We start from the raw sequence: 24,358 nt of genomic DNA on the forward strand, positions 1-24,358 counted from the left end.
CGGCCATTCGGGCTGCGGCAAATCCACCCTGCTCAACCTGATCGCCGGCCTCACGCTGCCGAGCAAGGGCGCGCTGATCTGCGACAAGCGCGAGATCGCCGCACCCGGCCCCGAGCGTGCGGTGGTGTTCCAGAACCACTCGCTGCTGCCCTGGCTCACCTGCTACGAGAACGTGCACCTCGCGGTCGAGCGCGTGTTCGGCAACACCGACACCAAGGCCGGCCTGAAGGAACGCACCATCGCGGCGCTACAACTGGTCAACATGGGCCACGCCGCCACCAAGCGCCCGCACGAGATCTCCGGTGGCATGAAGCAGCGCGTGGGCATCGCCCGGGCGTTGGCCATGGAGCCCAAGGTGCTGTTGATGGACGAACCCTTCGGCGCGCTCGACGCACTCACCCGCGCGCACCTGCAAGACGAGCTGCTGAAGATCGTGGCACGCACGCACAGCACGGTGGTGATGGTCACGCACGATGTGGACGAAGCGGTGCTGCTGTCCGACCGCATCGTGATGATGACCAATGGCCCGGCGGCCACCATCGGCGAGATCCTGTCCATCGACCTGCCGCGCCCGCGCAATCGCGTCGACCTGGCGGAGGACAGCAAGTACGTGCACTACCGCAAGGAGGTGCTCGACTTCCTCTACACCCGCCACGGGCATGTGGAAAAAGTCGCGGCTTGAGCGCGGGCGAATCCCACCCCGCAGAATCAGGCACGGCCCTTGCTGAGATCTCAGCGGCATGAGCGATGCGATTGCCGACTGTCTCCTCAGTAGGGCCCCGGCCCTTTCATGCAGCCTCTGGCCCGCAAGGCCAGGGGCTTTTTTTTGGCCTCAGTGCTTCTCTTTGGCGTGGTTGATCGAGTACTTGGGAATCTCAACCGTCACGTCCTGCTGGGCAAGGATGGCCTGGCACGAGAGGCGGGAGGTCGGCTCCAGGCCCCAGGCGCGGTCGAGCAAGTCTTCTTCGACCTCGTCCATCTCGTTGAGTGACTTGAAGCCCTCACGCACCACCACGTGGCAGGTGGTGCACGCCGCACTCATCTCGCAAGCGTGCTCGATCTCGACGCCGTTCTCCAACATGGCTTCACAGATCGAGGTTCCCGCAGGCGCCTCGATCTGCGCGCCCTGGGGGCAGTACTCGGGGTGGGGAAGGATCTTGATGATGGGCATGGCGGCTTTCTAGACTTCTTCGACACGCCGGCCCGCCAGGGCCTGGCGAATGCCGCGGTTCATTCGTTCGGCCGCGAAGGCCTCGGTGCCTTTCGCCAGGGCTTCGACGGCGCTGTCGATGGCGGCGTGGTCGTCGCCCTGCTGGATGGTTTCGAGCGAGTTGAGCAGGGCCTGGATGTTGGCGAGCTCGGCTTCGCCGAGCAGGTCGCCATCGGCTGCCAGAGCAGACCGCGTGGCCAGCAGCATGCGTTCGGCTTCGACACGTGACTCGCGCAGGCTGCGCGCCTGCATGTCGACTTCGGCGGTGGTGAAGCTCTCGGTCAGCATGCGCGCCACTTCGTCGTCCGACAGCCCATAGCTGGGCTTGACGGTGATGGCCGCCTCGACACCCGAGCCCTCTTCACGTGCACTCACGGCCAGCAGGCCGTCGGCATCGACCTGGAAGCTCACGCGAATGCGTGCCGCGCCAGCCACCATCGGCGGAATGCCGCGCAGCTCGAAGCGCGCGAGCGAACGGCAATCGCTCACCAGTTCGCGCTCACCCTGCACCACGTGGATGGCCATGGCGGTCTGGCCATCCTTGAAGGTGGTGAAGTCCTGCGCGCGCGCCGTGGGGATGGTGCTGTTACGCGGGATGATCCGCTCCACCAGCCCGCCCATGGTCTCCAGCCCGAGCGACAGGGGGATCACGTCGAGCAACAGCAGATCGGCCGCTCCCGCATTGCCGGCGAGCGCGTTGGCCTGGATGGCAGCCCCCAGGGCCACCACCTCGTCCGGGTTGAGGTTGGTCAGCGGTGTCTTGCCGAAGAACTCGCCCACGGCCGCCTGCACGATGGGCATGCGCGTGGAGCCTCCGACCATCACGACGCCATGCACCTCGTCCTTGGTGGCCTTGGCATCTCGCAACAGCTTGCGCATGGCCCCCACGGTGCGGGCCACGAGATCGCGCGACATGTGCTCGAACTCGTCGCGCGTCACGCGCACCGACAACTCACCGGTGCTGAGCGGGCATGCGAGCGTGGCGTGGTCGGTGGAAGAGAGCTTTTCCTTGGCCGCGCGCGCAGCCACGAGCACGGCGCGCTTGTCTTGCGGCGTGGCGGCCTGCAGCCCGGCCTGGGCCAGCGCCCAATCAGCCAGCAGGCGATCGAAGTCGTCGCCACCCAGGGCCGAATCGCCGCCCGTAGCCACAACCTCGAAGACGCCTTCGCTCAGGCGCAGCAAGGAGATGTCGAAGGTGCCTCCGCCCAGGTCGTAGACGGCGTACAGCCCTTCGGAGCCATTCTCCAGGCCGTAGGCGATCGCCGCGGCCGTGGGCTCGTTGATGAGGCGCAGTACGTTGAGGCCGGCGAGTTGCGCGGCGTCCTTGGTGGCCTGGCGCTGTGCATCGTCGAAGTAGGCCGGGACCGTGATCACGGCCCCGAAGAGATCGTCGGCGAAGGTGTCCTCGGCGCGATAGCGCAGCGTGGCCAGGATCTCGGCCGACACCTCGACCGGCGACTTGATGCCGTCGACCGTGTTCAGCTGCACCATGCCCGGCGCATCGACGAAGTCGTAGGGCAGCTTCTCGCGCTGAGCGATGTCGGACAGGCCACGGCCCATGAAGCGCTTCACCGAGACAATGGTGTTGCGCGGGTCGGTGGCCGCTTCTATCAGCGCGTCATGCCCGATCTGGCGGCGCCCGCCGTCGAGGTATCGCACGGCCGAAGGCAGGATCACGCGGCCGGCATCGTCGGGCAGGCATTCGGCCACGCCGTTGCGCACCGCCGCCACCAGCGAGTGCGTGGTGCCGAGGTCGATGCCCACGGCGATGCGCCGTTGGTGCGGGTCCGGGCTGCCGCCGGGTTCTGAGATCTGAAGCAAAGCCATGTTGTTATTGTCCCAGCGCTTCCAGGCGGTGATCGAGGTCGGAGGCAAAGCGCTCAACGAACATGAGGGCTCTGACCTGCTGAGCCGCGGTGAGATAGTCCGCCTGTTCATCAAGCGTCGACTGCAGCTGCTCCAGCGCCTGCTTGCGGTGGGTCGCCACGGCATCGGCCAGCGCTTCGACATCGCTCAGCGAGGTTGCTTCATCGAGGGCTTCGCGCCACTCCATCTGCTGCACCAGAAAGCCCGGAGGCATCGCGGTGTTGTTCTCGGCGTTGATGGGGGCTGCGTTCAGCTCGCACAGGTAGGCCGCGCGCTTGAGGGGATCGCGCAGACGCCGATGGGCCTCGTTCACGCGCACCGCCCATTGCATGGCGATGCGCTGCGCGGCCGCGCCTTCGGCGGCAAAGCGGTCGGGGTGAACTTGCGCCTGCAACTCACGCCAGCGTGTGTCGACCAAGGCGCGGTCTTGCGCAAAGCGCTTGGGCAGGCCCAGCAAGGTGAAGTCGTCGTCGTCCAGCTTCACGACAGATTCGATTCGTCAGTCAGAAAAACAAAGGCGCGACCGGAGCCGCGCCTGCAGGGGACAGCCGGGGCTCAGACCCGGAACGATTCGCCACAGCCGCAGCGGTCTTTCTCGCGCGGGTTGTGAAACTTGAAGCCTTCGTTCAGGCCCTCGCGCACGAAGTCGAGTTCGGTGCCGTCGAGGTAAGGCAGGCTCTTCGGGTCGATCAGAACCTTCACGCCGTGGCCTTCGAAGACCACGTCTTCGGGTGCCACGTCATCGGCGTACTCGAGCTTGTAGGCGAGCCCCGAACAGCCCGTGGTCTTGACGCCCAAGCGCACCCCCACGCCCTTGCCGCGCTTGGTGATGTAGCGAGACACATGGCGTGCCGCGGCTTCTGTCAGCGTGACCGCCATGTTCAATGCGCTTTCTTGGCCTTGTAGTCGTTCACAGCCGCCTTGATCGCGTCTTCGGCCAGGATGGAGCAGTGGATCTTCACCGGCGGGAGCGCAAGCTCTTCGGCGATCTGCGTGTTCTTGATCGTCAGCGCCTCGTCGAGCGACTTGCCCTTGACCCATTCGGTCACGAGCGAGCTCGATGCAATCGCCGAGCCGCAGCCGTAGGTCTTGAACTTGGCATCTTCGATCAGGCCGGTGGCGGGGTTCACCTTGATCTGCAGCTTCATCACGTCGCCGCAGGCCGGTGCGCCGACCATTCCGGTGCCCACCGTGTCGTCACCCTTTTCGAACGAGCCCACGTTGCGCGGGTTCTCGTAATGCTCAACCACTTTTTCACTGTAAGCCATGTCAGTTCTCCAGAATTCTCAGTGCGCCGACCATTGGATCGTGCTGATGTCGATGCCGTCCTTGTGCATCTCCCACAGGGGCGACAGTTCGCGCAGTTTGGCCACGCGATCCTTCAGCGTGGTGATCACGTAGTCGATTTCTTCCACGGTCGTGAAGCGACCGATGGTCATGCGCAGCGAAGAGTGCGCAAGTTCATCGCTGCGGCCGAGCGCACGCAGCACATAGCTCGGCTCCAGGCTGGCCGAAGTGCAGGCCGAGCCCGACGACACGGCAATGCCCTTGATGCCCATGATGAGCGACTCGCCCTCGACGAAATTGAACGACATGTTCACGTTGTGCGGCACGCGCTGCGTGGGGTGGCCGTTCAGGAAGGTCTGCTCGATGTCGGACAGGCCGGCGATCAGGCGCTGCTGCAGCATGCGGATGCGCTCGCTCTCCACACCCATTTCTTCGCGCGCGATGCGGTAGGCCTCGCCCATGCCGACGATCTGGTGCGTGGCCAGCGTGCCCGAGCGCATGCCGCGCTCATGGCCGCCACCGTGCATCTGTGCCTCGATGCGCACGCGCGGCTTGCGGCGCACGTACAGCGCGCCGATGCCCTTGGGGCCATAGGTCTTGTGCGACGCCAGGCTCATCAGGTCGACCGGCAGCGCAGCCAGGTCGATCGCCACCTTCCCCGTGGCCTGGGCTGCGTCGACGTGGAAGATGATGCCGCGCTCGCGGCAGATCGCGCCGATGGTCGGGATGTCTTGAATGACGCCGATCTCGTTGTTGACGAAGAGCACCGACACCAGGATGGTGTCCGGGCGCAATGCCGCCTTCAGCTTCTCAAGGTCGAGCAGCCCGTCTTCCTGAACGTCGAGGTAGGTGACCTCGAAGCCCTGGCGCTCCAACTCGCGCATGGTGTCGAGCACGGCCTTGTGCTCGGTCTTGAGGGTGATCAGGTGCTTGCCGCGCGTCTTGTAGAACTGCGCCGCGCCCTTCAACGCCAGGTTGATCGACTCGGTCGCGCCCGAGGTCCAGACGATCTCGCGCGGATCGGCGTTCACCAGCGCCGCCACCTGCTCGCGTGCCTTCTCGACCGCCGCCTCAGCTTCCCAACCCCAGGCATGGCTGCGCGATGCCGGGTTGCCGAAATGCTCGCGCAACCACGGAATCATCGCGTCCACCACGCGCTGGTCGACCGGCGTGGTGGCGCCATAGTCCATATAGATCGGGAAATGCGGAGTCATGTCCATGGCGGTACGGCAGAGAACGAATTACTTGTTGAACGCGTTGCCCAGAGCAAACACCGAGTTCGGTGCGGTGATCTTGATGGGCTTGACGACCGGCTGGGTCGAGATGGCGCGCTTGACGGGGTGCTCTTCGATGGAGATGCCCTTGGCCAGTTGCTCTTCGACCAGCTTGCGCAGCGAGATGGAATCGAGGTACTCGATCATCTTGGAGTTGAGGCTCGCCCACAGGTCGTGCGTCATGCAACGGCCGGAGTCTTCGCCCATGCAGTTTTCCTTGCCGCCGCAGCCGGTGGCGTCGATGGGCTCGTCGACGGCAACGATGATGTCGGCAACGGTGATCTCTTCGGACTTGCGGCCCAACGAATAGCCGCCGCCCGGGCCGCGCGTGCTTTCCACCAGCTCGTGGCGGCGCAGCTTGCCGAACAACTGCTCGAGGTAGGACAGCGAAATCTGCTGGCGAGCGCTGATGGCGGCCAGTGCGACGGGACCGGTGTTCTCGCGCAGGGCGAGATCGATCATGGCGGTAACGGCAAAACGGCCTTTGGTGGTCAGACGCATGAAATCCTCCTGGTGCCGACGACGGCACAACAAATCAAAGAAAGCGATCAAGGGTGGCTTCACGCTTGTCGAGCCCCGCCGTTGGGCGGGATAACCCTCGGTTTGATTCCGACAGGTTTACTCAAGTATACCTGAAGCCTACTGATTCGGTCGGCCTTGGGACGGGAAGTTCCCCTGGCGTCGACCTTCCTTTTCGCACTGCAGCATGGCAACCAGACCATCGCAGGCGTCTTCGATCAAGTCAAGAACATGCTCGAAGCCAGCGGCACCGCCGCTGTAAGGGTCAGGCACCTCGTCGACCCGGTGCCGCCGGGCGTGATGGGTAAATCGCCCCAATTTGGGGCGATGCTGGGGCGGGCAGCGTTCTTCCAGGATGGCGAGGTTGTCGCCGTCCATGGCGAGGATGAGGTCGAAGCGCTCGAAGTCCGCAGCCACCACGGGGCGGGAACGCAGCGGGGTCAGGTCGTAGCCGCGGCGCCGGGCGTGGGCGACCGACCGGTGGTCGGGCGGCGAGCCCTCGTGCCAGCCCTGGGTGCCTGCCGAGTCCACGGTCACCTTCTCGGCCAAGCCCACAGCCGCGAGCTTGTGGCGCAGAACCGCTTCTGCCGTGGGCGAGCGGCAGATGTTGCCCATGCAGACCATCAAGACCTTCATGGAGCCGCCCCCGCTGGTGGGATGTGATCGCCGCCCGGCGCGCCGAAGGCCTGCTCGCGCAGCATGGCCAGCTGGTCGCGCACGCGAGCGGCTTTCTCGAACTCCAGGTTGCGTGCGTGCTCCAGCATCTGCTTTTCGAGCTGCTTGATGCGCTTGCTCAGATCCTTCTCCGACAAGGCCTCGACCGCCGCAGCCTCCAGCTCGCGCTGCTGGCCCTTGGTCTTCTCGGAGTAGACCCCGTCGATCAGATCCCGCACCTGCTTCTGGATGCTGCGCGGCGTGATGCCTTGCTCGGTGTTGTGGGCGATCTGCTTGGCGCGGCGGCGCTCGGTTTCACCCAGCGCCAGCTTCATCGAATCGGTGATCTTGTCGGCATAGAGGATGGCCTTGCCGTTGAGGTTGCGCGCTGCACGGCCGATGGTCTGGATCAGCGAGCGCTCCGAACGCAGGAAGCCTTCCTTGTCGGCATCGAGGATGGCCACCAGCGACACCTCGGGGATGTCCAACCCCTCGCGCAGCAGGTTGATGCCGACCAACACGTCGAACGCGCCGAGACGCAGGTCGCGCAGGATCTCCACCCGCTCGACGGTGTCGATGTCGCTGTGCAGGTAGCGCACCTTCACGCCGTTGTCGGCGAGGTAGTCGGTGAGCTGCTCGGCCATGCGCTTGGTGAGTGTGGTGATGAGCACCCGCTCGTTGGCTTCGACGCGGTCGCGGATCTCTTGCAGCACGTCGTCCACCTGGTGCGTGGCGGGCCGCACTTCCACCACCGGGTCGATCAGACCGGTGGGCCGCACCAGTTGCTCCACCACCTGGCCGGCGTTCTGCTTCTCGTAGTCAGCCGGCGTGGCCGAGATGAACATCACCTGGCGCATCTTCTTCTGGAACTCTTCGAACTTGAGCGGCCGGTTGTCCAACGCACTCGGCAGGCGGAAGCCGTATTCCACGAGCGTCGTCTTGCGCGCCCGGTCGCCGTTGTACATGCCGCCCAGCTGGCCGATCAGCACATGGCTCTCGTCGAGGAACATCAGCGCGTCTTTCGGCAGGTAGTCCACGAGCGTAGACGGCGGCTCGCCCGGCAATGAGCCCGACAAGTGACGCGTGTAGTTCTCGATGCCCTTGCAGTGACCGATCTCCTGCAGCATCTCCAGGTCGAAACGCGTGCGCTGCTCCAGGCGCTGCGCCTCGACCAGCTTGCCGGCCTTCACCAGCTCGTCGAGCCGCTCGCGCAGCTCCTGCTTGATGGTGTCGATGGCAGCCAGAACGCGGTCGCGTGGCGTGACGTAGTGGCTCGACGGGTAGACCGTGAAGCGGATGATCTTCTGTTTGATGCGCCCGGTGAGCGGGTCGAAAAGCTGCAGCGTCTCGACCTCGTCGTCGAACAACTCGATGCGCACCGCGAGCTCCGAGTGCTCGGCCGGAAACACGTCGATGGTGTCGCCGCGCACGCGGAAGGTGCCACGCGAGAAGTCCTGCTCGTTGCGGGTGTACTGCATGCGGATCAGCTGCGCGATCACGTCGCGCTGGCCCATCTTGTCGCCGGTGCGCAGCGTCATCACCATGCGGTGGTAGTCGCTCGGGTTGCCGATGCCGTAGATGGCCGAGACGGTGGCCACGATCACCACGTCGCGCCGCTCCAGCAGGCTCTTGGTGGCAGAAAGGCGCATCTGCTCGATGTGCTCGTTGATCGAGCTGTCCTTCTCGATGAACAGGTCGCGCTGAGGCACGTAGGCCTCGGGCTGGTAGTAGTCGTAGTAGCTGACGAAGTACTCGACCGCGTTCTTCGGAAAGAACTCGCGAAACTCGCTGTACAGCTGCGCGGCCAGCGTCTTGTTCGGCGCGAACACGATGGCCGGGCGGCCCAGGCGCGCGATGACGTTGGCCATGGTGAAGGTCTTGCCCGAGCCCGTCACACCGAGCAGGGTTTGATAGGTCAGGCCGTCATTGACACCTTCCACCAACTGGGCAATCGCCGTGGGCTGGTCACCTGCGGGTGGATACGGTTGGAACAGCTGGAACGGTGAATCGGGAAAGCTGACGAACTCGCCCTGCGCGGGGGCGTCGGCAACGGGGGTGTCGGACAAGTCGGCCATGGCAGATAAAATCCTCGGGTTTCCCCGCAAATGGGGCCTACTGGGCAAACATCCAGGGTAGCCCAAAACTCTCACCTGCTCTACTGACAAGGACTGTCCATGACCTCGCTGTTCGCCGCTGTTGAAATGGCCCCCCGTGACCCGATCCTGGGCCTCAACGAACAGTTCAACGCCGATCCCAACCCGAACAAGGTGAACCTCGGCGTCGGCGTCTACTACGACGACAACGGCAAGCTGCCCTTGCTCAAGTGCGTGGCGCAGGCCGAGAAGCAGATGATGGAAACGCCGACACCGCGCGGCTACCTGCCCATCGACGGCATCGCCGCCTACGACAAGGCCGTGCAAGGCCTGGTGTTCGGCGCCGACAGCGCCATCCTGAAAGACGGCCGCGTGGCTACCGTGCAAGGCATCGGCGGCACCGGCGGCCTGAAGATCGGCGCCGACTTCCTGAAGAAGGTCAACCCGACAGCCAAGGTGCTGATCAGCGACCCGAGCTGGGAGAACCACCGCGCCCTCTTCACCAACGCCGGCTTCCCGGTCGACACCTACCCCTACTACGACGCTGCCAAGCGTGGCGTGAACTTCGACGGCATGCTGGCCGCGCTCAAGGCCGCCCCGGCCGGCACCATCGTCGTGCTGCACGCCTGCTGCCACAACCCGACCGGCTACGACATCACCCCGGCGCAATGGGCGCAGGTGGTCGACGCGGTCAAGGCCGCCCAGCTGGTGCCCTTCCTCGACATGGCCTACCAGGGCTTCGGCGAGGGCATTGCCGAAGACGGCGCCGTGATCAACCAGTTCGTGGCCGCCGGCCTGGACTTCTTCGTCTCCACCTCGTTCTCCAAGAGCTTCTCGCTCTACGGCGAGCGTGTGGGCGCGCTGAGCGTGGCCTGCGCCAGCAAGGACGAAGCCGCCCGCGTGCTGAGCCAGCTCAAGATCGTCATCCGCACCAACTACTCCAACCCGCCCACGCATGGCGCCCAGGTCGTGGCCACCGTGCTCAACACCCCGGCGCTGCGTGCCCTGTGGGAAGAAGAACTCGCCGGCATGCGCGTTCGCATCAAGCAGATGCGCACCGCACTGGTCGAAAAGCTGCAGGCCGCCGGCCTCAAGCAGGACATGGGCTTCATCACCCAGCAAAAGGGCATGTTCAGCTACTCCGGCCTGAACAAGGAGCAGATGCAACGCCTGCGCAGCGAGTTCGGCATCTACGGCGTCGATTCGGGCCGTATCTGCGTGGCCGCGCTCAACAACAAGAACATCGACGCGGTGGTGGCTGCCATCGCCAAGGTGAGCTGACCTGCACCGAGGTGTCACACCCGTGACACCTCTTTGAGACAGAACGCACACACAAGGTGCGATATCTGGTTCTTTTCGGGGTTTTCACTCGCGGGCACCGGCTGCACGATCCGGGTCAGCTGCCTAGAATGCTGCAACGCACCATCATGCGTCGCCATCTGGCACCACGGTCTCACGAGGAAACACGATGCTGTACCAGCTCTATGAAACCCAACGCGCCCTGCTGAGCCCCTTTTCGGAGTTCGCCAGCGCGTCGTCCAAGCTGTACAACCACCCGCTCTCTCCCTTCACGCACACGCCGATGGCGCACCGCGTGTCGGCGGGTCTGGATCTGATGCACCGGCTCTCCAAGGAATACGAGAAGCCGGAGTTCGGCATCAACTCGGTCAAGGTGCAAGGCACCGACGTGGCCGTGCAGGAGCAGGTGGCCGCAGAGAAGCCCTTCTGTCGCCTGCTGCGCTTCAAGCGCTTCACCGACAACCTGCCGCTGCTCTCCACCATGAAGGAGCAGCCCACCGTGCTGGTGGTCGCCCCGCTGTCGGGCCACCACGCCACGCTGCTGCGCGAGACGGTGAAGATGCTGCTGATCGACCACAAGGTCTTCATCACCGACTGGACCGATGCGCGCATGGTCCCCACCGAGGCCGGCCCCTTCCACCTCGACGACTACATCCACTACGTGGAGGAGTTCATCCGCCACATCGGCCCCGAGGTGAATGTCATCTCCGTGTGCCAACCCACCGTGCCGGTGCTGGCCGCCATCTCGCTGATGGCCAGCCGTGGCGAGTTCACGCCGCGCACCATGACCATGATGGGTGGCCCCATCGACGCCCGCAAGTCGCCCACCGCGGTGAACAACCTGGCGATGAACAAGAGCTACGAGTGGTTCGAGAACAATGTGATCTACCGTGTGCCGGTCAACTACCCCGGCAATGGGCGCCGCGTGTACCCCGGCTTCCTGCAGCACGGCGGATTCATCGCGATGAACCCCGACCGCCACCTGAAGTCGCACTACGACTACTTCATGGACCTGATGCGCGGCGAGGATGAAAGCGCCGAATTCCACCGCGCCTTCTACGACGAATACAACGCCGTGCTCGACATGCCGGCCGAGTACTACCTCGACACCATCAAGACGGTGTTCCAGGACTTCGCACTCGTCAACGGCACCTGGGACGTCGATGGCGAACTGGTTCGCCCGCAAGACATCACCGGCACGGCGCTGCTGACCATCGAAGGCGAACTCGACGACATCTCCGGCGCCGGCCAGACCCGCGCCGCACACGACCTGTGCACCGGCATCCCCAAGTCGCGCCAGTTCCACTACGACGTGGAAGGTGCCGGCCACTACGGCATCTTCTCCGGCCGCCGCTGGCGCGAGAAGGTCTACCCCGAACTGCGCGACTTCATCGCCAGCCACCAGACCGCGCCAAAGAAGGCAGCTGCCAAGAAGGCGGCGCTGCCTGCACGCAAGAGAGCACGCTGAGCTTCGCAGGTAAGCTTCACGGGTGAACCGACCCGACCTCGCGCGCTCTGAACTTGCAGAAGCCCTGAACGACGCCCTGCCGCAGACGCAGTGCACCCGCTGCGGCTACCCCGACTGCCATGCCTATGCCCAGGCCATGGCCGAGGGCGACGCCAACATCAACCAGTGCCCGCCTGGTGGTGCCGAAGGCGTCGCGCGGCTGGCCCGCCTCACCGGCCGCCCTGCCCTGCCGCTCAGCGCCGAGCATGGCGCTGAAGGCCCCCGCCAACTCGCGGTGATCGACGAAGCCTGGTGCATCGGCTGCACACTGTGCCTCGCGGCCTGCCCGGTCGACGCCATCGTCGGCGGGCCCAAGCTCATGCACACCGTCATCGACCCCCAGTGCACCGGCTGCGAGCTGTGCATTCCGGTGTGTCCGGTCGATTGCATCTCGCTCGTCAACGTGACGGGTGAGCGCACCGGCTGGCAGGCCTGGAGCGCCGAGCAAGCCACCGAGGCGCGCGAGCGCTACGCCTTCCACAACTTGCGCGAAGCGCGAGACGAGAGCGAACGCATCGCGCGCCTCGAAGCCGCGGCCCGCGCGCGCTCGCACAAGCCCGCATGAAGACATCGTTCATCGAGCCCTTCTTCGCCACGCTGAAGGCCGCCAACCCGCACCCCGTCACCGAACTCGAATACACCAACGCCTTCGAGCTGCTGGCGGCCGTGCTGCTGTCGGCCCAGGCCACCGACGTGGGCGTGAACAAGGCCACGCGCAAGCTCTTCGCTGTGGCCAACACGCCGCAGAAGATGCTGGCGCTGGGGGTCGAAGGCGTCAGCGAGTACATCAAGACCATCGGGCTGTACCGCAACAAGGCCAAGAACCTGGTCGAGACCTCGCGCCTCTTGATCGAGCGCCACGGCGGCCAGGTGCCGCGCAGCCGCGAGGCGCTGGAGGCGCTGCCCGGCGTGGGCCGCAAGACGGCCAACGTGGTGCTCAACGTGGTGTTCGGCGAGCCGACGATGGCGGTCGACACGCACATCTTTCGCGTCAGCAACCGCACCGGGCTCGCACCGGGCAAGAACCCGCTCGAAGTGGAGTTGAAGCTGCTCGAACGCGTGCCGGCGCAGTACCTGGAGCATGCGCACCATTGGCTGATCCTGCATGGCCGCTACGTGTGCCAGGCACGCCGGCCGCTGTGCGAGCAGTGCAGCGTGGCGCGCTACTGCGATTCGGCGCCGGCTGCGCTGCGCCTCAGTTCGACAGCGGCCGAGTAAGCCACGGGCGCCGGCCAGTCGGCGGCCGTGGGTGGCGGCAGACCGGCCAGCACGCGCTGCGCGGCGTTGATCCAGCCGGCGTGCGACACCACGCAGACATGCCCATGCTCCGCCAGGAAGGCCTGGCAGCGCGCCATCAGCTGGCTCACCGATTCGCCACCGCCCGGCGCGTGGGTGGCGAAGGCCTCGACCCACAGCGCCACCTGCGCGTGGCCGATCGACGCCCAGGTGCGGCCATCCCAGTCGCCGAAGTCAAGTTCGCTCAGGCGCGTGTCCACGCCGTGCCGCCAGCCCCAGCGGGCCAGCCAGCGCCCGACACTGGCGCTGCGCCACAGCGGCGATGTCCAGACCACCCTCGGCAAGCCCTCGCGCCGCGCACGTTGGCGGATGCGGTGGGCGAGCCGCTTGGCCTTGCGCGGGTCCACCGGCACATCGCTGCGGCCAATGCAGCGACCGGCCACGCCGTCCGGCCGCGGGTGGCGCCAGACGATCAAGCGCGCAGCCACGCGAGGTAGCCCAGCAACACCAGCAGCTCGCTCAGCTGCTGCGTGGCGCCGAGGGTGTCGCCGGTCGTGCCGCCCAGCCGGCGCCTGAGCCACAGCGCGCAGCCCACGGCGCCCACGAGCGCCGTCACCAGGCCCAGCAGCACCATCGGCCACCACGCCGGACGCCACGCCACCAGCACCAGGCCCATCACCAGCACCCATCCCCATGCGACGGCAAAGCCGGCAGCCGACACACGCTGCGCCAGCGGCTTGGCCTTGGCGTGGGCCACGTCGCCGGCGTACGGCAGCCAGCGGATCAAAGACACCGCCGCCGCGCGCGAGGCGGTGTGCGCGAAGACCAGCGCGGCAAACACCATCGGCGCATTCATCGACGTCAACGCCGCGGCCTTCAGCCCCAGCACCAGCAGCAGCCCCACCGCGCCATAGCTGCCGATGCGCGAGTCCTTCATGATTTCCAGCGCCCGCTCGCGGCTGACCGCACCGCCCAGGCCATCGCAGGTATCGGCCAACCCATCTTCGTGGAAAGCGCCGGTCAGCAGCACCGTCGCCGCCATCGACAAGCCCACCGCCACCGGCAGGGGAAAGAGCCACAACCCCGCCCACAGCACCGCGGACCCCACCCCGCCGACCACCGCGCCCACGGCCGGGAAGTGGCGCGCGCTCTGGTGCAGCCACTCGGGCTCGTAGCCCACCCAGCGCGGCACCGGCAAGCGGGTGAAGAACTGCAGTGCGATGAAGAAGAGCCGCAGTTCGTGCAGGATCATGGTGATGCGCGGTCCGACACACCCGCCGACTCGAAGCTCGCCATCTCGTTGAGCACCTGCACGGCGCTGACCAGCAGCGGCCAGGTGAGCGCGGCCCCCGACCCTTCGCCGAGACGCAGATCCAGTTCGAGCAAGGGCTTCACGCCCAGGTGGCGGACCATCACGCCGTGGCCGCTCTCGGCCGAGCGGTGCGACCACACGCAGTAACCCAGAACCGCCGGAGCCAAGCGCGCGGCCACCAGCACGGCCGCACCGGTGATGAAGCCGTCGACCACGATGGTGCGGCGTTGCGCGGCGGCCTGCAGCACGGCCCCTACCATAGCGGCGATCTCGAAGCCGCCCATCGCGGCCAGGGCCTGCAGCGGGTCGCGCGCCAAGGCGTGCCTGTCCATCACCTCGGACAACACCACCAGCTTGCGCGCGAGGCCGGCATCGTCGAGGCCGGTGCCGCGGCCCACGCAGAGCGCGAGCTTGGTGCCGGTGAGCCGCGCCAGCAGCAGCGCCGCGCTCGATGTGTTGCCGATGCCCATCTCACCCAACAACACGGCATTGCCCGGCAGCGACTCGACCACCTCGCGCCCCATGGCGATGGCCGCCAGGCACTGCGCCTCGCTCATCGCCGGGCCTTCGAGTGCATCGGCGGTGCCGGCGGCGATCTTGCGAACCAGCAGGCCCGGCCGGGGCGCGAAGTCGTGCCGCACACCGGCATCCACCACCGTCAGCGCAAGGCCGTGCTGGCGCGCGAGCACGCTCACGGCCGCGCCGCCGGCGAGGAAGTTCTCCACCATCTGCCAGGTGACGTCGCTCGGGTAAGCCGACACGCCGCGCGCAGCGAGGCCGTGGTCGCCCGCGAAGACGACCAGCTGCGGCGCCTTCCAGCGCGGTGATTCGGTCTGCTGGATCAGGCCCACCTGCAGCGCCAGCGACTCCAGCCGGCCCAGCGCGCCGAGCGGCTTGGTCTTGCGGTCGATGCGGTGCTGCAGACGCTGTGCGAGTTCGGCGTCGTGCACCTCGCTCACGCTGGGAAGGGTCAGGTTCATGGTGTCAGCAGGTCCATCAGGGAACCGCGTTGAAAGTGTTCGTCGATGAAGTCGGCCAGCCCATCGAACACGGTATCAAGGCTGCGCACGTCGCTGCCGAAGAGCGCGTGCAGCATCTCGGGCGATTCGAACAGGCCGTGCGCGTACAGGCCCAGCACGCTGCCCTGCTGCCAGCCGATGGGCTCGCCCACGGCATTGCGCAGCGCGGGCGACAGGTTGATGCGCGATTCGGTGCGGCCGTGGCGGATCTCGTAACCCGCGAAGCTCAGGCCGGACAGCGCCGACCACGGGCCGTGCAGCGCACCCCATTGCGCATCGGTCTCACGCAGCAGCTTGCCAGTCTCGAAGCGCGTGGTGAGCGGCAACAGGCCGAGGCCAGTGGCATTGCCGTCAACCCCCTCGGTGTCGATGAGTTGCTCTCCCAGCATCTGCAGGCCGCCGCACACACCCAGCACCGGCCGCGAGGCGGCGGCGTGGCGGGCGATCACAGCGTCCATGCCCTGCTCGCGCAGCCACGCCAGATCGCCACTGCTGTGCTTGGAGCCGGGCAGGATGATCCAGTCGACGCCTTCGAGTTCGGCCGCGTTGCGGGCCCAGTGCAGCGACACCCCCGGCAGGTTGCGCAACGGCTGGAACTCGTCGAGGTTGCTGATGCGCGGGTAGGCCACGACGGCCACCTGCAGGCCGGCTTGTCGCGTGGAGGCCTCGTCGAAGACCCCGTCTTCTTCCGGCAGGCCGTGGCCGCGCCACATCGGGAGCACGGCGAGCGTGGGCACGCCGGTGAGCTTCTCCAGCATCTGCGGCCCCGGCGCGAGCAGGCTTGCGTCGCCGCGAAAGCGGTTGAGCACGAAGCCGCGCAGCAGCTTGGCCTCCGCCGCCGGCAGCAACTGGTGCGTGCCGTACAGGTGCGCGAAGGCGCCGCCGCGGTCGATGTCGGTCACCAGCAGGCAGGCGGCCTGCACCTCGCGCGCGGTGCGCATGTTGACGTAGTCGCTGGCGTGCAGGTTGATTTCGGCCGGCGAGCCGGCGCCTTCGATCACCACCACGTCGTTCTCGGCCATCAGGCCGTGCAGGGCGGCGCGGCCATGCGGCCACAGCGCCTCGCTGCGTTCGCGCCAGGGCACGGCGGCCAGGTCCGCGCGCACCTCGCCCATCACGACCACCTGGCTGGCGGTGTCGCGCTCGGGCTTGAGCAGCACGGGGTTCATGCGCACTTCGGGCGCGCGGCGGGCCGCCAGCGCCTGGAAGTACTGCGCGCTGCCGATCTCGCCCATGCGCCCTTCGGGGCCGGGCACCACACGCGCGTTGTTGCTCATGTTCTGCGCCTTGAACGGCGCTACGCGCAGGCCCTGGCGCGCATACCAGCGGCACAGCGCCGTGGCCAGCCAGCTCTTGCCGGCGCCGCTGGTGGTGCCGAGCACCATCACCGCACGGGCCGTCACAGCGCCCTCGCCACCCAGGACAGCACCACCAGCAGCATGCTGCCCCACGCCGCCAGCGCGGCATAGCCAAGCGCCTGCACCATGTTGCGCGACGAGGGCGAGGCGCCCGTCTCGTTGAGCACGTAGACCCCTGGCTTGGCCAGGCGCACGCCCAGCCGCAGCGCCATCGCGCCCATGGCCCAGCCGCCGTTGGGCGACGGCGTGCGGCCGGCCTGGCGCCGCAGCGAGCGCCAGTTGGCGGCCTTCCACGCCGGGTAGAGGCTGAGCGCGGTGATGCGCGCCGGCAGCCAGGAGAGCACGTCGTCGGCGCGCGCAGCCCACTTGCCGGCGAACTCCCACACGCCGTGGTAGCCCCACATCGCATCGGCCGTGTTGGCGACGCGGTAGACCACGGCCCCCGGCAGCCCCGCCACCGCAAACCAGAACAGCGGCGCGATCACCGAATCGTTGAGGTTCTCGGCCAGGGTCTCGATGGCGGTTTCGCGCAGGGCTTCTTCATTGAGGCCGCTCAGGTCGCGGCTCACCAGCTGCGACAGCCGCTCGCGCGCAGGCTCCAGGCCTTCGGCCAGCGCGTCTTCGACGGCCAGCACCTCGTCGCGCAGCTTGCGCCAGGCGAGCGTGGGCTTGATCAGCAGTGCCAGAACCGGCACGGCCCACCAGGCCGACCATCCCAGCAGCCGCGTCTGCAGCCACCAGGCGATGGCCCCCAGGCCGCACGCCAGCACCAGCCAGGAGAGCGCGCCGGCCCAGAACGCCGGCGTCGGCGCCAGCACCCGCAGGCGGCAACCCAGCGGCCACAGCAGCTTGCCCAGCCAGGCGACGGGGTGGAGCGCATTGCGCGGCTCGCCGAACAGCGCATCGAGCGCCCAGGCGAGCAGCAAGGCGAGAGCAAGGACGAGGGCGTGGGATGGGGCGCTGGGGCCGGACAGCATGCGTGGCGGGGTTCGAGGTCAGTCGAGGTTGGGCAGGGCGATGAGGCGATTGTCGAGCCGTTCGATGCGGATGGCGTTCTCGAACACCTCCGCCAGCGCCCGATGCACCGCCACGTCGTCGACAGCCCCCTCGGCGCGGATGCGCCCGGCCTGCATGATCACCAGACGGTCTGCCTGCAGCGCCAGCGGCACGTCGTGCAGCACGCTCACCACGGTGCGCTCGCGCGCCAGGCGCTTGAAGAGGCGCACCAGGGCGACCTGGTGCGGCGGGTCGAGGTGGGTGGTGGGCTCGTCGAGCAGCAGCAGCGGTGCATCCACCGCCAGGGCCCGCGCCAGCAGCACGCGCTGGCGTTCGCCGCCCGAGAGCTCGTGCAGCCGGCGCTCGGGCCAGGCGTCGCACTCGGCGGCGACCATGGCCTGCTGCACCAGCGCGAGGTCGTGCGCCGAGGGCTCGGCCAACAGGCCCAGCTGCGGCAGGCGGCCCAACTGCACGATCTCGCGCACGGTGAGTTCGCCGGTGGCGCTGCCCTGTTGCGCGAGCCAGGCGATCTGCCGAGCGCGCTCGCGGCCGCTCCACGCGTCCAACGGCTGCCCTTGCAACAGCACGCGGCCTGCATCGAGCCGCTGCAGACCGGCCAGACTGCGCAGCAAGGTCGACTTGCCGGCACCGTTGGGGCCGACGATGGCCGTCCAGCCCGGCTGCAGCGCGAGCGACACGGCATGCAGCACCGGGCGGCCACCCAGCGACACCGACACGCCTTGCGCTTCCAGCAGCGTGCTCATGCGATCTTTCGCCGGTGCAAGAGCCAGATCAGGTAGCTGCCGCCCAACACCGCCGTGAGCACGCCCACCGGCAGTTCGCGCGGCGCGATCAGGCTGCGCGCCAGCACGTCGGACGCGAGCAGCAGCACGCCGCCCATGGCCGCGCTGGCCACGAGCGTGAAGCCATGCGCTGCCGGTGCGAAGCGCCGCACCAGATGAGGCGATACCAAGCCCACGAACGCGATCAGGCCCGCCTGCGACACCGCCATGCCCGTGGCGAGCGCGAGCGCACTCACCATGGCCACGCGCACGCTCGACAGCGACAGCCCGAGGCTGATGGCACTCTCTTCGCCCAACGTGAGCGCATCCAGCGCCCGCGACAGGCGCCACGCAAGCGGCAGTGCCACCGACATGCCGGCCGCCATCAGCACGCAGTTGCTCCAGCCCAGGAAGCCGGTCGACCCCAGCAGAAAGGCCTGCTTGCCGCGCAAGGCATCGGGCGCGATGTTGGTGACGAGGTCGCTCAACGCCCCCAGCAACACGCCCACCACCACACCGGCCAGCAACAGGCGCGTGGTCTCGTGCGCACCGCGCGCCAGCGCGAGCGTGAGCAGCACGCCCAGCAGCGCGCCGACGAAGGCCGCACCGATCAGGCCGAAGCGCGCGATCAGATCGACCGTGGCCAGGCTGACGCCCTGCCCGGCCAGCATGCTCGCGGCCAGCACCAGCACCACTCCCAGCACCGCCCCAGACGCCGAACCCAGCAGGTAGGGATCGGCCAGCGGGTTGCGGAAGAGGCCCTGCGCCACGGCACCCGCCAGGCCCAGCAAGGCGCCGGTGAGCCACGCGCCCAAGGTACGCGGTGCGCGGATCTGCCAGACGACAAGCTGCCCGTCAGGCCCGCCCAGCAACGCCCAGGTCTGTGCGGGGGACCAGCCTTCGCTGCCGGCAGCCAACCCGGCCAGGACGAGGAGCAGCGTCAGCACCCACAGGCCCACGGCCAGACGGCGCCGGGCGCGACGTTCAGCGTCGGACATGCGCGGCCTCCGGCAAACCCGCCAGGCAGGTGGCGAGCAGCTGTGCCGCCTCGCCCATGCGCGGGCCCGGGCGGATCAGCAACTCATAGTGTTCGATGTCGAAGCCGCAGCTGCGCCGCTGCTTCAGCGCAGAGAGCGCGGCCCAGCCGGGGCGGCCGGGCATCTCGTCGAGGTTGCGCTGCGCGGCGATCACGATGTCGGGCCGCGCCTTGATGACGAACTCGGGGTTGAGCCGCGGGAAGGGCCCAAGCTCGGGCGGCACGACGTTGCCCATGCCCAGCCGCAGCAGCGTCTCGCCGATGAACGACCCGGCACCGGCCGCATAGGGCGTGGAATCGACCTCGAAGTAAACCCGCTGGCCGCGCACGGCCGGCGGCACGCGCGCGCTGGCCTGCGCCAATGCGGACTCGATGCGGGCCCAGGTGTCTTGCGCCGCCTCAGGCAGGCCCAGCAGTTCGCCCAGAAGCCGCAGGCTGCGCTTCACGTCGGCGTGGGTCTTCGCGTCGATCACCAGCACCTTCAGGCCCAGCGACTCCAGCCGCTCGGTGGCGCGTGCCGAAGGCTCCACCAGCACCACGTCGGGCTTGAGCGACACGATGCGCTCGATCTGCGCGTCTTCCAGCCCGCCCAGCTTGGGCAGGGCCAGCACCTGCGGCGGTGCGTTGGAGAAACGGTCGGTGCCGACCAGGCGATCGCACGCGCCGAGTGCGCAGACGCTTTCGGTCAGCGAAGGCAGCAGGCTCACGATGCGCTGCGGGCTGCGCGGCCAAGTGAGCATGACGCCGCGGTCATCGCGGATGCGCACCTCGGCCAGCGCCTGCAGCGGCAGGCACAGGAGCAAGAGCCACCACAGGCGGGCGTTCACGCGACCCTCCGCTTCACCGGCATCTCGATGCCGGCCACCATCAGTGTCACGGCCTCGCAGCGTGCGGCCACGGCCTGATGCATGCGGCCCAGTTCGTCGATGAAACGGCGTGCCTCGGGCGACAGGGGTGAGACACCCAGGCCGATTTCGTTGGAGACAAGAACAACCGGTCCGGCGGCCCGCTCGATGGCGGCGCAGAGTTCGTCGACACGGAACTGCCATGCCGCATCCCCCAGGCCCGACGCACCCAGGGGCATCAGCAGGTTGGTGGCCCACAGCGTGAGGCAGTCCACCACCAGCAGGCGCTGCGGCGCGCTCAGGCGCCGCAACGCATCAGGCAGGTCGTGAGGCACCTCTTCGGTCTGCAGCCCTGGCGCACGATCGGCGCGGTGGCGGGCAATGCGCTCGCGCATCTCGTCGTCGTGCCCCAGGGCGGTGGCGACCAGCATCGCCGAGTGCCCTGGTTTACGCAGCCAGGCCGCAGCCCGCTGCTCGGCGCAGCGCGACTTGCCGCTGCGCTGCCCACCCAGGATCAGCTCGGTGCCGGCCATCACCTCAGAAGCCCACCCTCAGCGAGGCGGTGACCTTGCGGCCGGCCTCGGGGTAGACGGCGCTCGGCGCCCCCCCCACGCACGCGTAAGCCAGCGTGTAGTACTGCTTGTCGGTGAGGTTGCTCACACCCAGCGCGAACTCGGCCGGGCCGGCCTGGTAGGCGTAGCGCAGGTCGGCCGTCGTGTGCGACGGGACGCTGCATGTGTTCGCGAAATCGACGTACTGCGACGACACCATGTTGATCTGGCCATTGAGCTTGTGTGCCTCGGCAAGCTGCCAGTCGGCTCCGAACGATACGGTGTACTTGGGAACCAGCGCAACGCTCTTGCCGTCGTGATCGCCCTCGGTGAACTTGGCCTGGCGGGCCGCCGCGTTGAAGCGCAGCAGCCACTGGGTGTTCAGGTCGTGGCGGGCTTCGAGTTCCACGCCCTGTCGCAGCGTCGGGTCGTAGTTGACGTTGGCGCCAGGTCCGAAGTTGTTGGGAGCTTCTGGGTCGTAGCCGATCTCGTCGCGCAACTCGTTGCGGTAGAAGCGCAGTTCGGCACGGCCGGGTCCATAGGTCCAACGGCCGCCGAAGTCGAGGTCGCGCGAGGTCTGCGGCCGCAGGTCGGCTCCCATCGAGGTGAAGCTGAACTCGTCGGCATTGGGGAATCGGAAGCTGGTACCGAAGCGGGCGAACAGCGCGGCGCCATGAGCCACAGGTTGCACGACACCGACATCCCAGGCGGTGCGCCGGTCGTCGACCGGTGCCATGCTGCTTGCAGTGCTTGCCAGCGTCTTCTCCACATGCTGGGAGCGAACGCCCGCGCTCAGCGTGGTGCCGAACGCAAGCTTGAGATCGTCGCGCGCGTAGAAGCCGGTGGAAGTCTGGTCGGCCGTCGAGCCGAAGCTGCCTCGAATGACGCGAGTCCAGTCATCGCGGTCAACACCTGCGGCCAAGGTGTTGTGCATGTCGCCGAAGGGCGCAGCATGGCGCACGCGGGCACTGCGGGTGCTGGCGTCGATGTCGTAGGCGTAGCTGAACGACTGCTGGCTCACCAGCGTCTTGCTGCGTTCGCCGGCATCCAGGGCGATCGTCCAGTTGCCAAGGAGGGCTTCGCCAAACAGGCCCGCGCTGTGGTTGTCGATGTCAGCGAAGTCCGTCGGGTTGTTGGTCTGGCGTGGGTTGTCCTCGAACTGTTGCAGGCTCAAGGCACCCGGCAGTCCGGAATGCAGCTTGTCCTGCGCTGTGCGCACGCCGGCACGCAGCCATTCATTGCGCCATTGGCCCGTGACGGCCAAGCCTTCGATATCCGACTTGAAGTTGTCGCGGTAGCCATCGGTGCTGCGCTTGTTGCCCGCCACGTCCAGCGAGAAGCCGCCAGCCGCCAGCGTGGCGCTGCCGCGCAGGTCGAGCAGGGAATCGCTGCCCATGCCCATGTAGGCCTGGGCGCTGTTGGTGGCCGCCTGCCCGCGAGCTGCTGCCTTGGTGGTGATGACGATCGCACCGGCCGTCGCACCTTCGCCGTACAGCACGGCGCTGCTGGCCCGGACCACCTCGATGCGCTCGACGCTGTCGATGGGGATGCCGGCCAGGCGCGTGCCGCCCATGTCAGCCTCGCTGATGCGCACGCCGTCGACGATGACCACCTGGTTGTTGTCGGCGGTGCTGCCGAAGCCGCGCAGGTCGAGCCCGTAGTTGCCACCGCCGTAGAGATCGGCCTGGCCGGCCACGCCCAGCAGCTTCATCAGCGCTTCGTTCACGGTGGTCACACCCGCGTTGCGGATGTCGCGTGCCGTCACCACGCTCACGCCGAAGGGCAAGGTGTTGGCGTCTTCGACGAAGCGCGTGGCGGTGACGGTCACCGGAGGCAGCACGGTCGAGGGCGGTGCAGTCTGCGCCGCTGCGAAGCTGCAGGCGGACGCGAGAACGGAAAGGGCGAACACCTCGGCCGGTGCGCGCCCTGGAATCGGAAAGGTCATTGAAAGCTCACGAAACAAGTCGTGCGCACCGGCTTCCCCGCCAGCACACACCTCATGGCATGCGGCGAGCCGCACACCCCCTGTTGGCCGGTATCCGGGCTGGCGGACGACCCATGAGAACCTTCCCAGCGCCTTGCGGCGCCAGTGGTGTTTGCACATGAGCGAGAGCTTCGGGCTCTCGTCCGCTTACCGTTGCGGGGGCAGCGCAGGTGGGCTGACAGCCGTGGTGGCCGAACGACCTCTGCTTCCCGTTTAACTGTGCCGATGTGAAAACCAGCACGTGCACCAACGGGCAAGATTGTAAGCAGGCGCAGGGCGCCCTCTACAATGAACCATTCGCAACCCCCCAGGGCGCCATGTCGAAGACCCAAGAACTCGCGGATCGCGTGGAGCGCTTGCTGCTGCGTCATGAAGAGCTCAAGCGCACCAACGAATTGCTGGAGCAGCAAGTCACTGCCTTGACGCAAGAGCGCGACAACCTGCGCTCGCGCCTCAACGCCGCACGCAGCCGGATCGACGCCCTGCTCGACCGCCTGCCCGTCGATGCCCCCGCAGACACCCGCAGCGAAGGGAACGCACCATGAAACAGATGGAAGTCACGATCATGGGGCAGAGCTACATCCTCGGCTGCCCAGAGGGCGGCGAGACCTCGCTGCTCGAGGCGGTGAGCAATGTCGATCGCGAGATGAGCACCATCCGCGACAGCGGCCGCGTCAAGGCACGCGAGCGCATCGCCGTGCTGGCGGCACTCAATCTGGCCTACGCACTGGCCGAACGTCCCGCGCCCAAACCGGCGACGACGGGTGGCGGCGAAGTCGACATCGACGCGCTAATTCAACGCCTCGATCAAGCCCTTGGCGCTGACGGTCAATTGCTCTGAACACTGGCCTGCGCAAGAGGCTCACGCGTAAAATCCGAAGCGTCCGTTGCGTTCGCGTGAGTCTTATATTTCCTTGAACCGATGCTCGCAAGAGCAAGGGCTTGGAACATCGCCCCGCTGGTGTGATCGTCTCGCGTCAGATGAACCCGAAGCCTGGCTGACCTCGCCCACCTGAACTGCCTGGGTTCAGGAATGCGGCTCATGGTTCGTGACGGACACCTTTCTTCTCCGGAGCACCGACGCCACATGCCCGCCCAGTATTGGCTGATGAAGAGTGAGCCGAGCGAGTGCTCGATCGACGACCTCGCTGCGGCCAAGAAGCAGACGGTGCCCTGGTTCGGCGTTCGCAACTACCAGGCACGCAACTACATGCGCGACCAGATGCAGGTGGGTGACGGCGTGCTGTTCTACCACTCGTCATGCCCCGAGCCGGGCATCGCCGGCCTGGCCACCGTGGCCAGCACGCCCTACCCCGACGATACCCAGTTCGACCCGAAGAGCCACTACTTCGATGCCAAGTCCTCGCGCGAGAACCCGCGCTGGTCGCTCGTTGACGTCAAGCTCGATCGCAAGACGCGGCTGCTCTCGCTGGCCGAGATGCGCGAGACGCCGGCGCTCGCCAGCATGGTGGTCCTGAAGCCAGGCAACCGGTTGTCGATCACGCCGGTGACGCCTGCCGAATGGAAGGC

Annotated in this window: 27 protein-coding genes and 1 riboswitch; of the genes, 8 read left to right on the forward strand and 19 right to left on the reverse strand. The window is 67.3% G+C overall.

What is annotated here, in order from left to right:
* Window positions 1-682, forward strand: a 682-nt coding sequence (locus VFL64_RS07600; RefSeq protein WP_489539771.1) for an ABC transporter ATP-binding protein, incomplete at its 5' end; no start/stop codon positions are given.
* A 150-nt stretch (window positions 683-832) separates the two neighbouring features.
* Here the strand turns inward: VFL64_RS07600 and fdx are convergent.
* The 9 genes from fdx to uvrB form a co-directional block, all read right to left on the reverse strand.
* Window positions 833-1,171 carry an ISC system 2Fe-2S type ferredoxin gene (gene fdx, locus VFL64_RS07605; RefSeq protein ID WP_489539772.1) on the reverse strand — a complete coding sequence of 113 codons (339 nt, stop codon included), beginning with the start codon at window positions 1,169-1,171 and terminating at the stop codon, window positions 833-835.
* Window positions 1,172-1,180: 9 nt separating this feature from the next.
* Window positions 1,181-3,037 carry a Fe-S protein assembly chaperone HscA gene (gene hscA / locus VFL64_RS07610; RefSeq protein ID WP_489539773.1) on the reverse strand — a complete coding sequence of 619 codons (1,857 nt, stop codon included), beginning with the start codon at window positions 3,035-3,037 and terminating at the stop codon, window positions 1,181-1,183.
* Between the two features lie 4 nt (window positions 3,038-3,041).
* Window positions 3,042-3,560 carry a Fe-S protein assembly co-chaperone HscB gene (hscB, locus tag VFL64_RS07615; RefSeq protein WP_489539774.1) on the reverse strand — a complete coding sequence of 173 codons (519 nt, stop codon included), beginning with the start codon at window positions 3,558-3,560 and terminating at the stop codon, window positions 3,042-3,044.
* 71 nt (window positions 3,561-3,631) lie between these two features.
* The gene (iscA, locus tag VFL64_RS07620) at window positions 3,632-3,955 is read right to left on the reverse strand and encodes an iron-sulfur cluster assembly protein IscA (RefSeq protein ID WP_296689542.1); all 324 of its coding nucleotides are present in this window, start codon (window positions 3,953-3,955) and stop codon (window positions 3,632-3,634) included.
* 2 nt (window positions 3,956-3,957) lie between these two features.
* Window positions 3,958-4,344: a Fe-S cluster assembly scaffold IscU gene (gene iscU, locus VFL64_RS07625; protein WP_489539775.1), complete on the reverse strand. Its 387-nt coding sequence runs from the start codon at window positions 4,342-4,344 to the stop codon at window positions 3,958-3,960.
* A gap of 18 nt (window positions 4,345-4,362) precedes the next feature.
* On the reverse strand, window positions 4,363-5,577 hold the full coding sequence (locus tag VFL64_RS07630) for an IscS subfamily cysteine desulfurase (protein WP_489539795.1): 1,215 nt from the start codon (window positions 5,575-5,577) through the stop codon (window positions 4,363-4,365).
* Between the two features lie 27 nt (window positions 5,578-5,604).
* Window positions 5,605-6,138 (reverse strand): Fe-S cluster assembly transcriptional regulator IscR, encoded by a 534-nt coding sequence (gene iscR / locus VFL64_RS07635; protein WP_047484364.1) that lies wholly within the window; start codon window positions 6,136-6,138, stop codon window positions 5,605-5,607.
* A 138-nt stretch (window positions 6,139-6,276) separates the two neighbouring features.
* On the reverse strand, window positions 6,277-6,792 hold the full coding sequence (locus VFL64_RS07640; protein ID WP_489539776.1) for a low molecular weight protein-tyrosine-phosphatase: 516 nt from the start codon (window positions 6,790-6,792) through the stop codon (window positions 6,277-6,279).
* Window positions 6,789-8,885, reverse strand: a complete 2,097-nt coding sequence (gene uvrB / locus VFL64_RS07645; RefSeq protein WP_489539777.1) for an excinuclease ABC subunit UvrB — start codon at window positions 8,883-8,885, stop codon at window positions 6,789-6,791. Before uvrB ends, VFL64_RS07640 begins: the two co-directional genes overlap by 4 nt.
* 99 nt (window positions 8,886-8,984) lie before the next feature.
* On the opposite strand from uvrB, the gene VFL64_RS07650 reads away from it, so the two are divergent.
* From VFL64_RS07650 to nth, 4 genes are all read left to right on the forward strand, one after another.
* Window positions 8,985-10,184 (forward strand): amino acid aminotransferase, encoded by a 1,200-nt coding sequence (locus VFL64_RS07650; protein WP_489539778.1) that lies wholly within the window; start codon window positions 8,985-8,987, stop codon window positions 10,182-10,184.
* Window positions 10,185-10,371: 187 nt separating this feature from the next.
* The gene (locus VFL64_RS07655) at window positions 10,372-11,670 is read left to right on the forward strand and encodes a polyhydroxyalkanoate depolymerase (RefSeq protein ID WP_489539779.1); all 1,299 of its coding nucleotides are present in this window, start codon (window positions 10,372-10,374) and stop codon (window positions 11,668-11,670) included.
* A 22-nt stretch (window positions 11,671-11,692) separates the two neighbouring features.
* Window positions 11,693-12,274, forward strand: a complete 582-nt coding sequence (gene rsxB / locus VFL64_RS07660; RefSeq protein ID WP_489539780.1) for an electron transport complex subunit RsxB — start codon at window positions 11,693-11,695, stop codon at window positions 12,272-12,274.
* Window positions 12,271-12,927, forward strand: coding sequence for an endonuclease III (nth, locus tag VFL64_RS07665; RefSeq protein WP_489539781.1), 657 nt, complete (start codon window positions 12,271-12,273; stop codon window positions 12,925-12,927). The genes rsxB and nth overlap by 4 nt, the downstream gene beginning before the upstream one ends.
* Here the strand turns inward: nth and VFL64_RS07670 are convergent.
* From VFL64_RS07670 to VFL64_RS07715, 10 genes are read right to left on the reverse strand one after another with little or no spacing between them, the layout of a single operon-like run.
* Entirely contained in the window at window positions 12,873-13,433 is a 561-nt protein-coding gene (locus VFL64_RS07670; protein ID WP_489539782.1) for a histidine phosphatase family protein, read from the reverse strand. The two genes, nth and VFL64_RS07670, sit on opposite strands and share 55 nt — an antisense overlap.
* Window positions 13,418-14,197, reverse strand: coding sequence for an adenosylcobinamide-GDP ribazoletransferase (locus VFL64_RS07675; RefSeq protein ID WP_489539783.1), 780 nt, complete (start codon window positions 14,195-14,197; stop codon window positions 13,418-13,420). Before VFL64_RS07675 ends, VFL64_RS07670 begins: the two co-directional genes overlap by 16 nt.
* Window positions 14,194-15,237, reverse strand: a complete 1,044-nt coding sequence (gene cobT / locus VFL64_RS07680) for a nicotinate-nucleotide--dimethylbenzimidazole phosphoribosyltransferase (RefSeq protein WP_489539784.1) — start codon at window positions 15,235-15,237, stop codon at window positions 14,194-14,196. The genes VFL64_RS07675 and cobT overlap by 4 nt, the downstream gene beginning before the upstream one ends.
* Window positions 15,234-16,679 (reverse strand): cobyric acid synthase, encoded by a 1,446-nt coding sequence (locus VFL64_RS07685; RefSeq protein WP_489539785.1) that lies wholly within the window; start codon window positions 16,677-16,679, stop codon window positions 15,234-15,236. The genes cobT and VFL64_RS07685 overlap by 4 nt, the downstream gene beginning before the upstream one ends.
* Complete coding sequence (cbiB, locus tag VFL64_RS07690; RefSeq protein WP_489539786.1) at window positions 16,676-17,611, reverse strand: adenosylcobinamide-phosphate synthase CbiB; 936 nt, start codon at window positions 17,609-17,611, stop codon at window positions 16,676-16,678. Before cbiB ends, VFL64_RS07685 begins: the two co-directional genes overlap by 4 nt.
* 18 nt (window positions 17,612-17,629) lie before the next feature.
* Window positions 17,630-18,394: an ABC transporter ATP-binding protein gene (locus VFL64_RS07695; RefSeq protein WP_489539787.1), complete on the reverse strand. Its 765-nt coding sequence runs from the start codon at window positions 18,392-18,394 to the stop codon at window positions 17,630-17,632.
* Entirely contained in the window at window positions 18,391-19,410 is a 1,020-nt protein-coding gene (locus VFL64_RS07700) for a FecCD family ABC transporter permease (protein WP_489539788.1), read from the reverse strand. Before VFL64_RS07700 ends, VFL64_RS07695 begins: the two co-directional genes overlap by 4 nt.
* Window positions 19,397-20,275, reverse strand: coding sequence for an ABC transporter substrate-binding protein (locus tag VFL64_RS07705; RefSeq protein WP_489539789.1), 879 nt, complete (start codon window positions 20,273-20,275; stop codon window positions 19,397-19,399). Before VFL64_RS07705 ends, VFL64_RS07700 begins: the two co-directional genes overlap by 14 nt.
* On the reverse strand, window positions 20,272-20,826 hold the full coding sequence (cobU, locus tag VFL64_RS07710) for a bifunctional adenosylcobinamide kinase/adenosylcobinamide-phosphate guanylyltransferase (protein ID WP_489539790.1): 555 nt from the start codon (window positions 20,824-20,826) through the stop codon (window positions 20,272-20,274). Before cobU ends, VFL64_RS07705 begins: the two co-directional genes overlap by 4 nt.
* Before the next feature lie 4 nt (window positions 20,827-20,830).
* On the reverse strand, window positions 20,831-22,789 hold the full coding sequence (locus tag VFL64_RS07715; RefSeq protein ID WP_489539791.1) for a TonB-dependent receptor: 1,959 nt from the start codon (window positions 22,787-22,789) through the stop codon (window positions 20,831-20,833).
* 68 nt (window positions 22,790-22,857) lie between these two features.
* Window positions 22,858-23,094: riboswitch (cobalamin riboswitch) on the reverse strand.
* A 51-nt stretch (window positions 23,095-23,145) separates the two neighbouring features.
* Between VFL64_RS07715 and VFL64_RS07720 the strand changes: the two genes are divergently transcribed.
* The 3 genes from VFL64_RS07720 to VFL64_RS07730 all read left to right on the forward strand — a co-directional run.
* Window positions 23,146-23,373 carry a cell division protein ZapB gene (locus VFL64_RS07720; RefSeq protein WP_489539792.1) on the forward strand — a complete coding sequence of 76 codons (228 nt, stop codon included), beginning with the start codon at window positions 23,146-23,148 and terminating at the stop codon, window positions 23,371-23,373.
* Complete coding sequence (locus VFL64_RS07725; RefSeq protein ID WP_489539793.1) at window positions 23,370-23,669, forward strand: cell division protein ZapA; 300 nt, start codon at window positions 23,370-23,372, stop codon at window positions 23,667-23,669. The genes VFL64_RS07720 and VFL64_RS07725 overlap by 4 nt, the downstream gene beginning before the upstream one ends.
* 246 nt (window positions 23,670-23,915) lie before the next feature.
* Window positions 23,916-24,358, forward strand: a 443-nt coding sequence (locus tag VFL64_RS07730; protein ID WP_489539794.1) for an EVE domain-containing protein, incomplete at its 3' end; no start/stop codon positions are given.

The organism is Rhizobacter sp. (assembly GCF_035702065.1).
Classification (GTDB): domain Bacteria; phylum Pseudomonadota; class Gammaproteobacteria; order Burkholderiales; family Burkholderiaceae_C; genus Rhizobacter.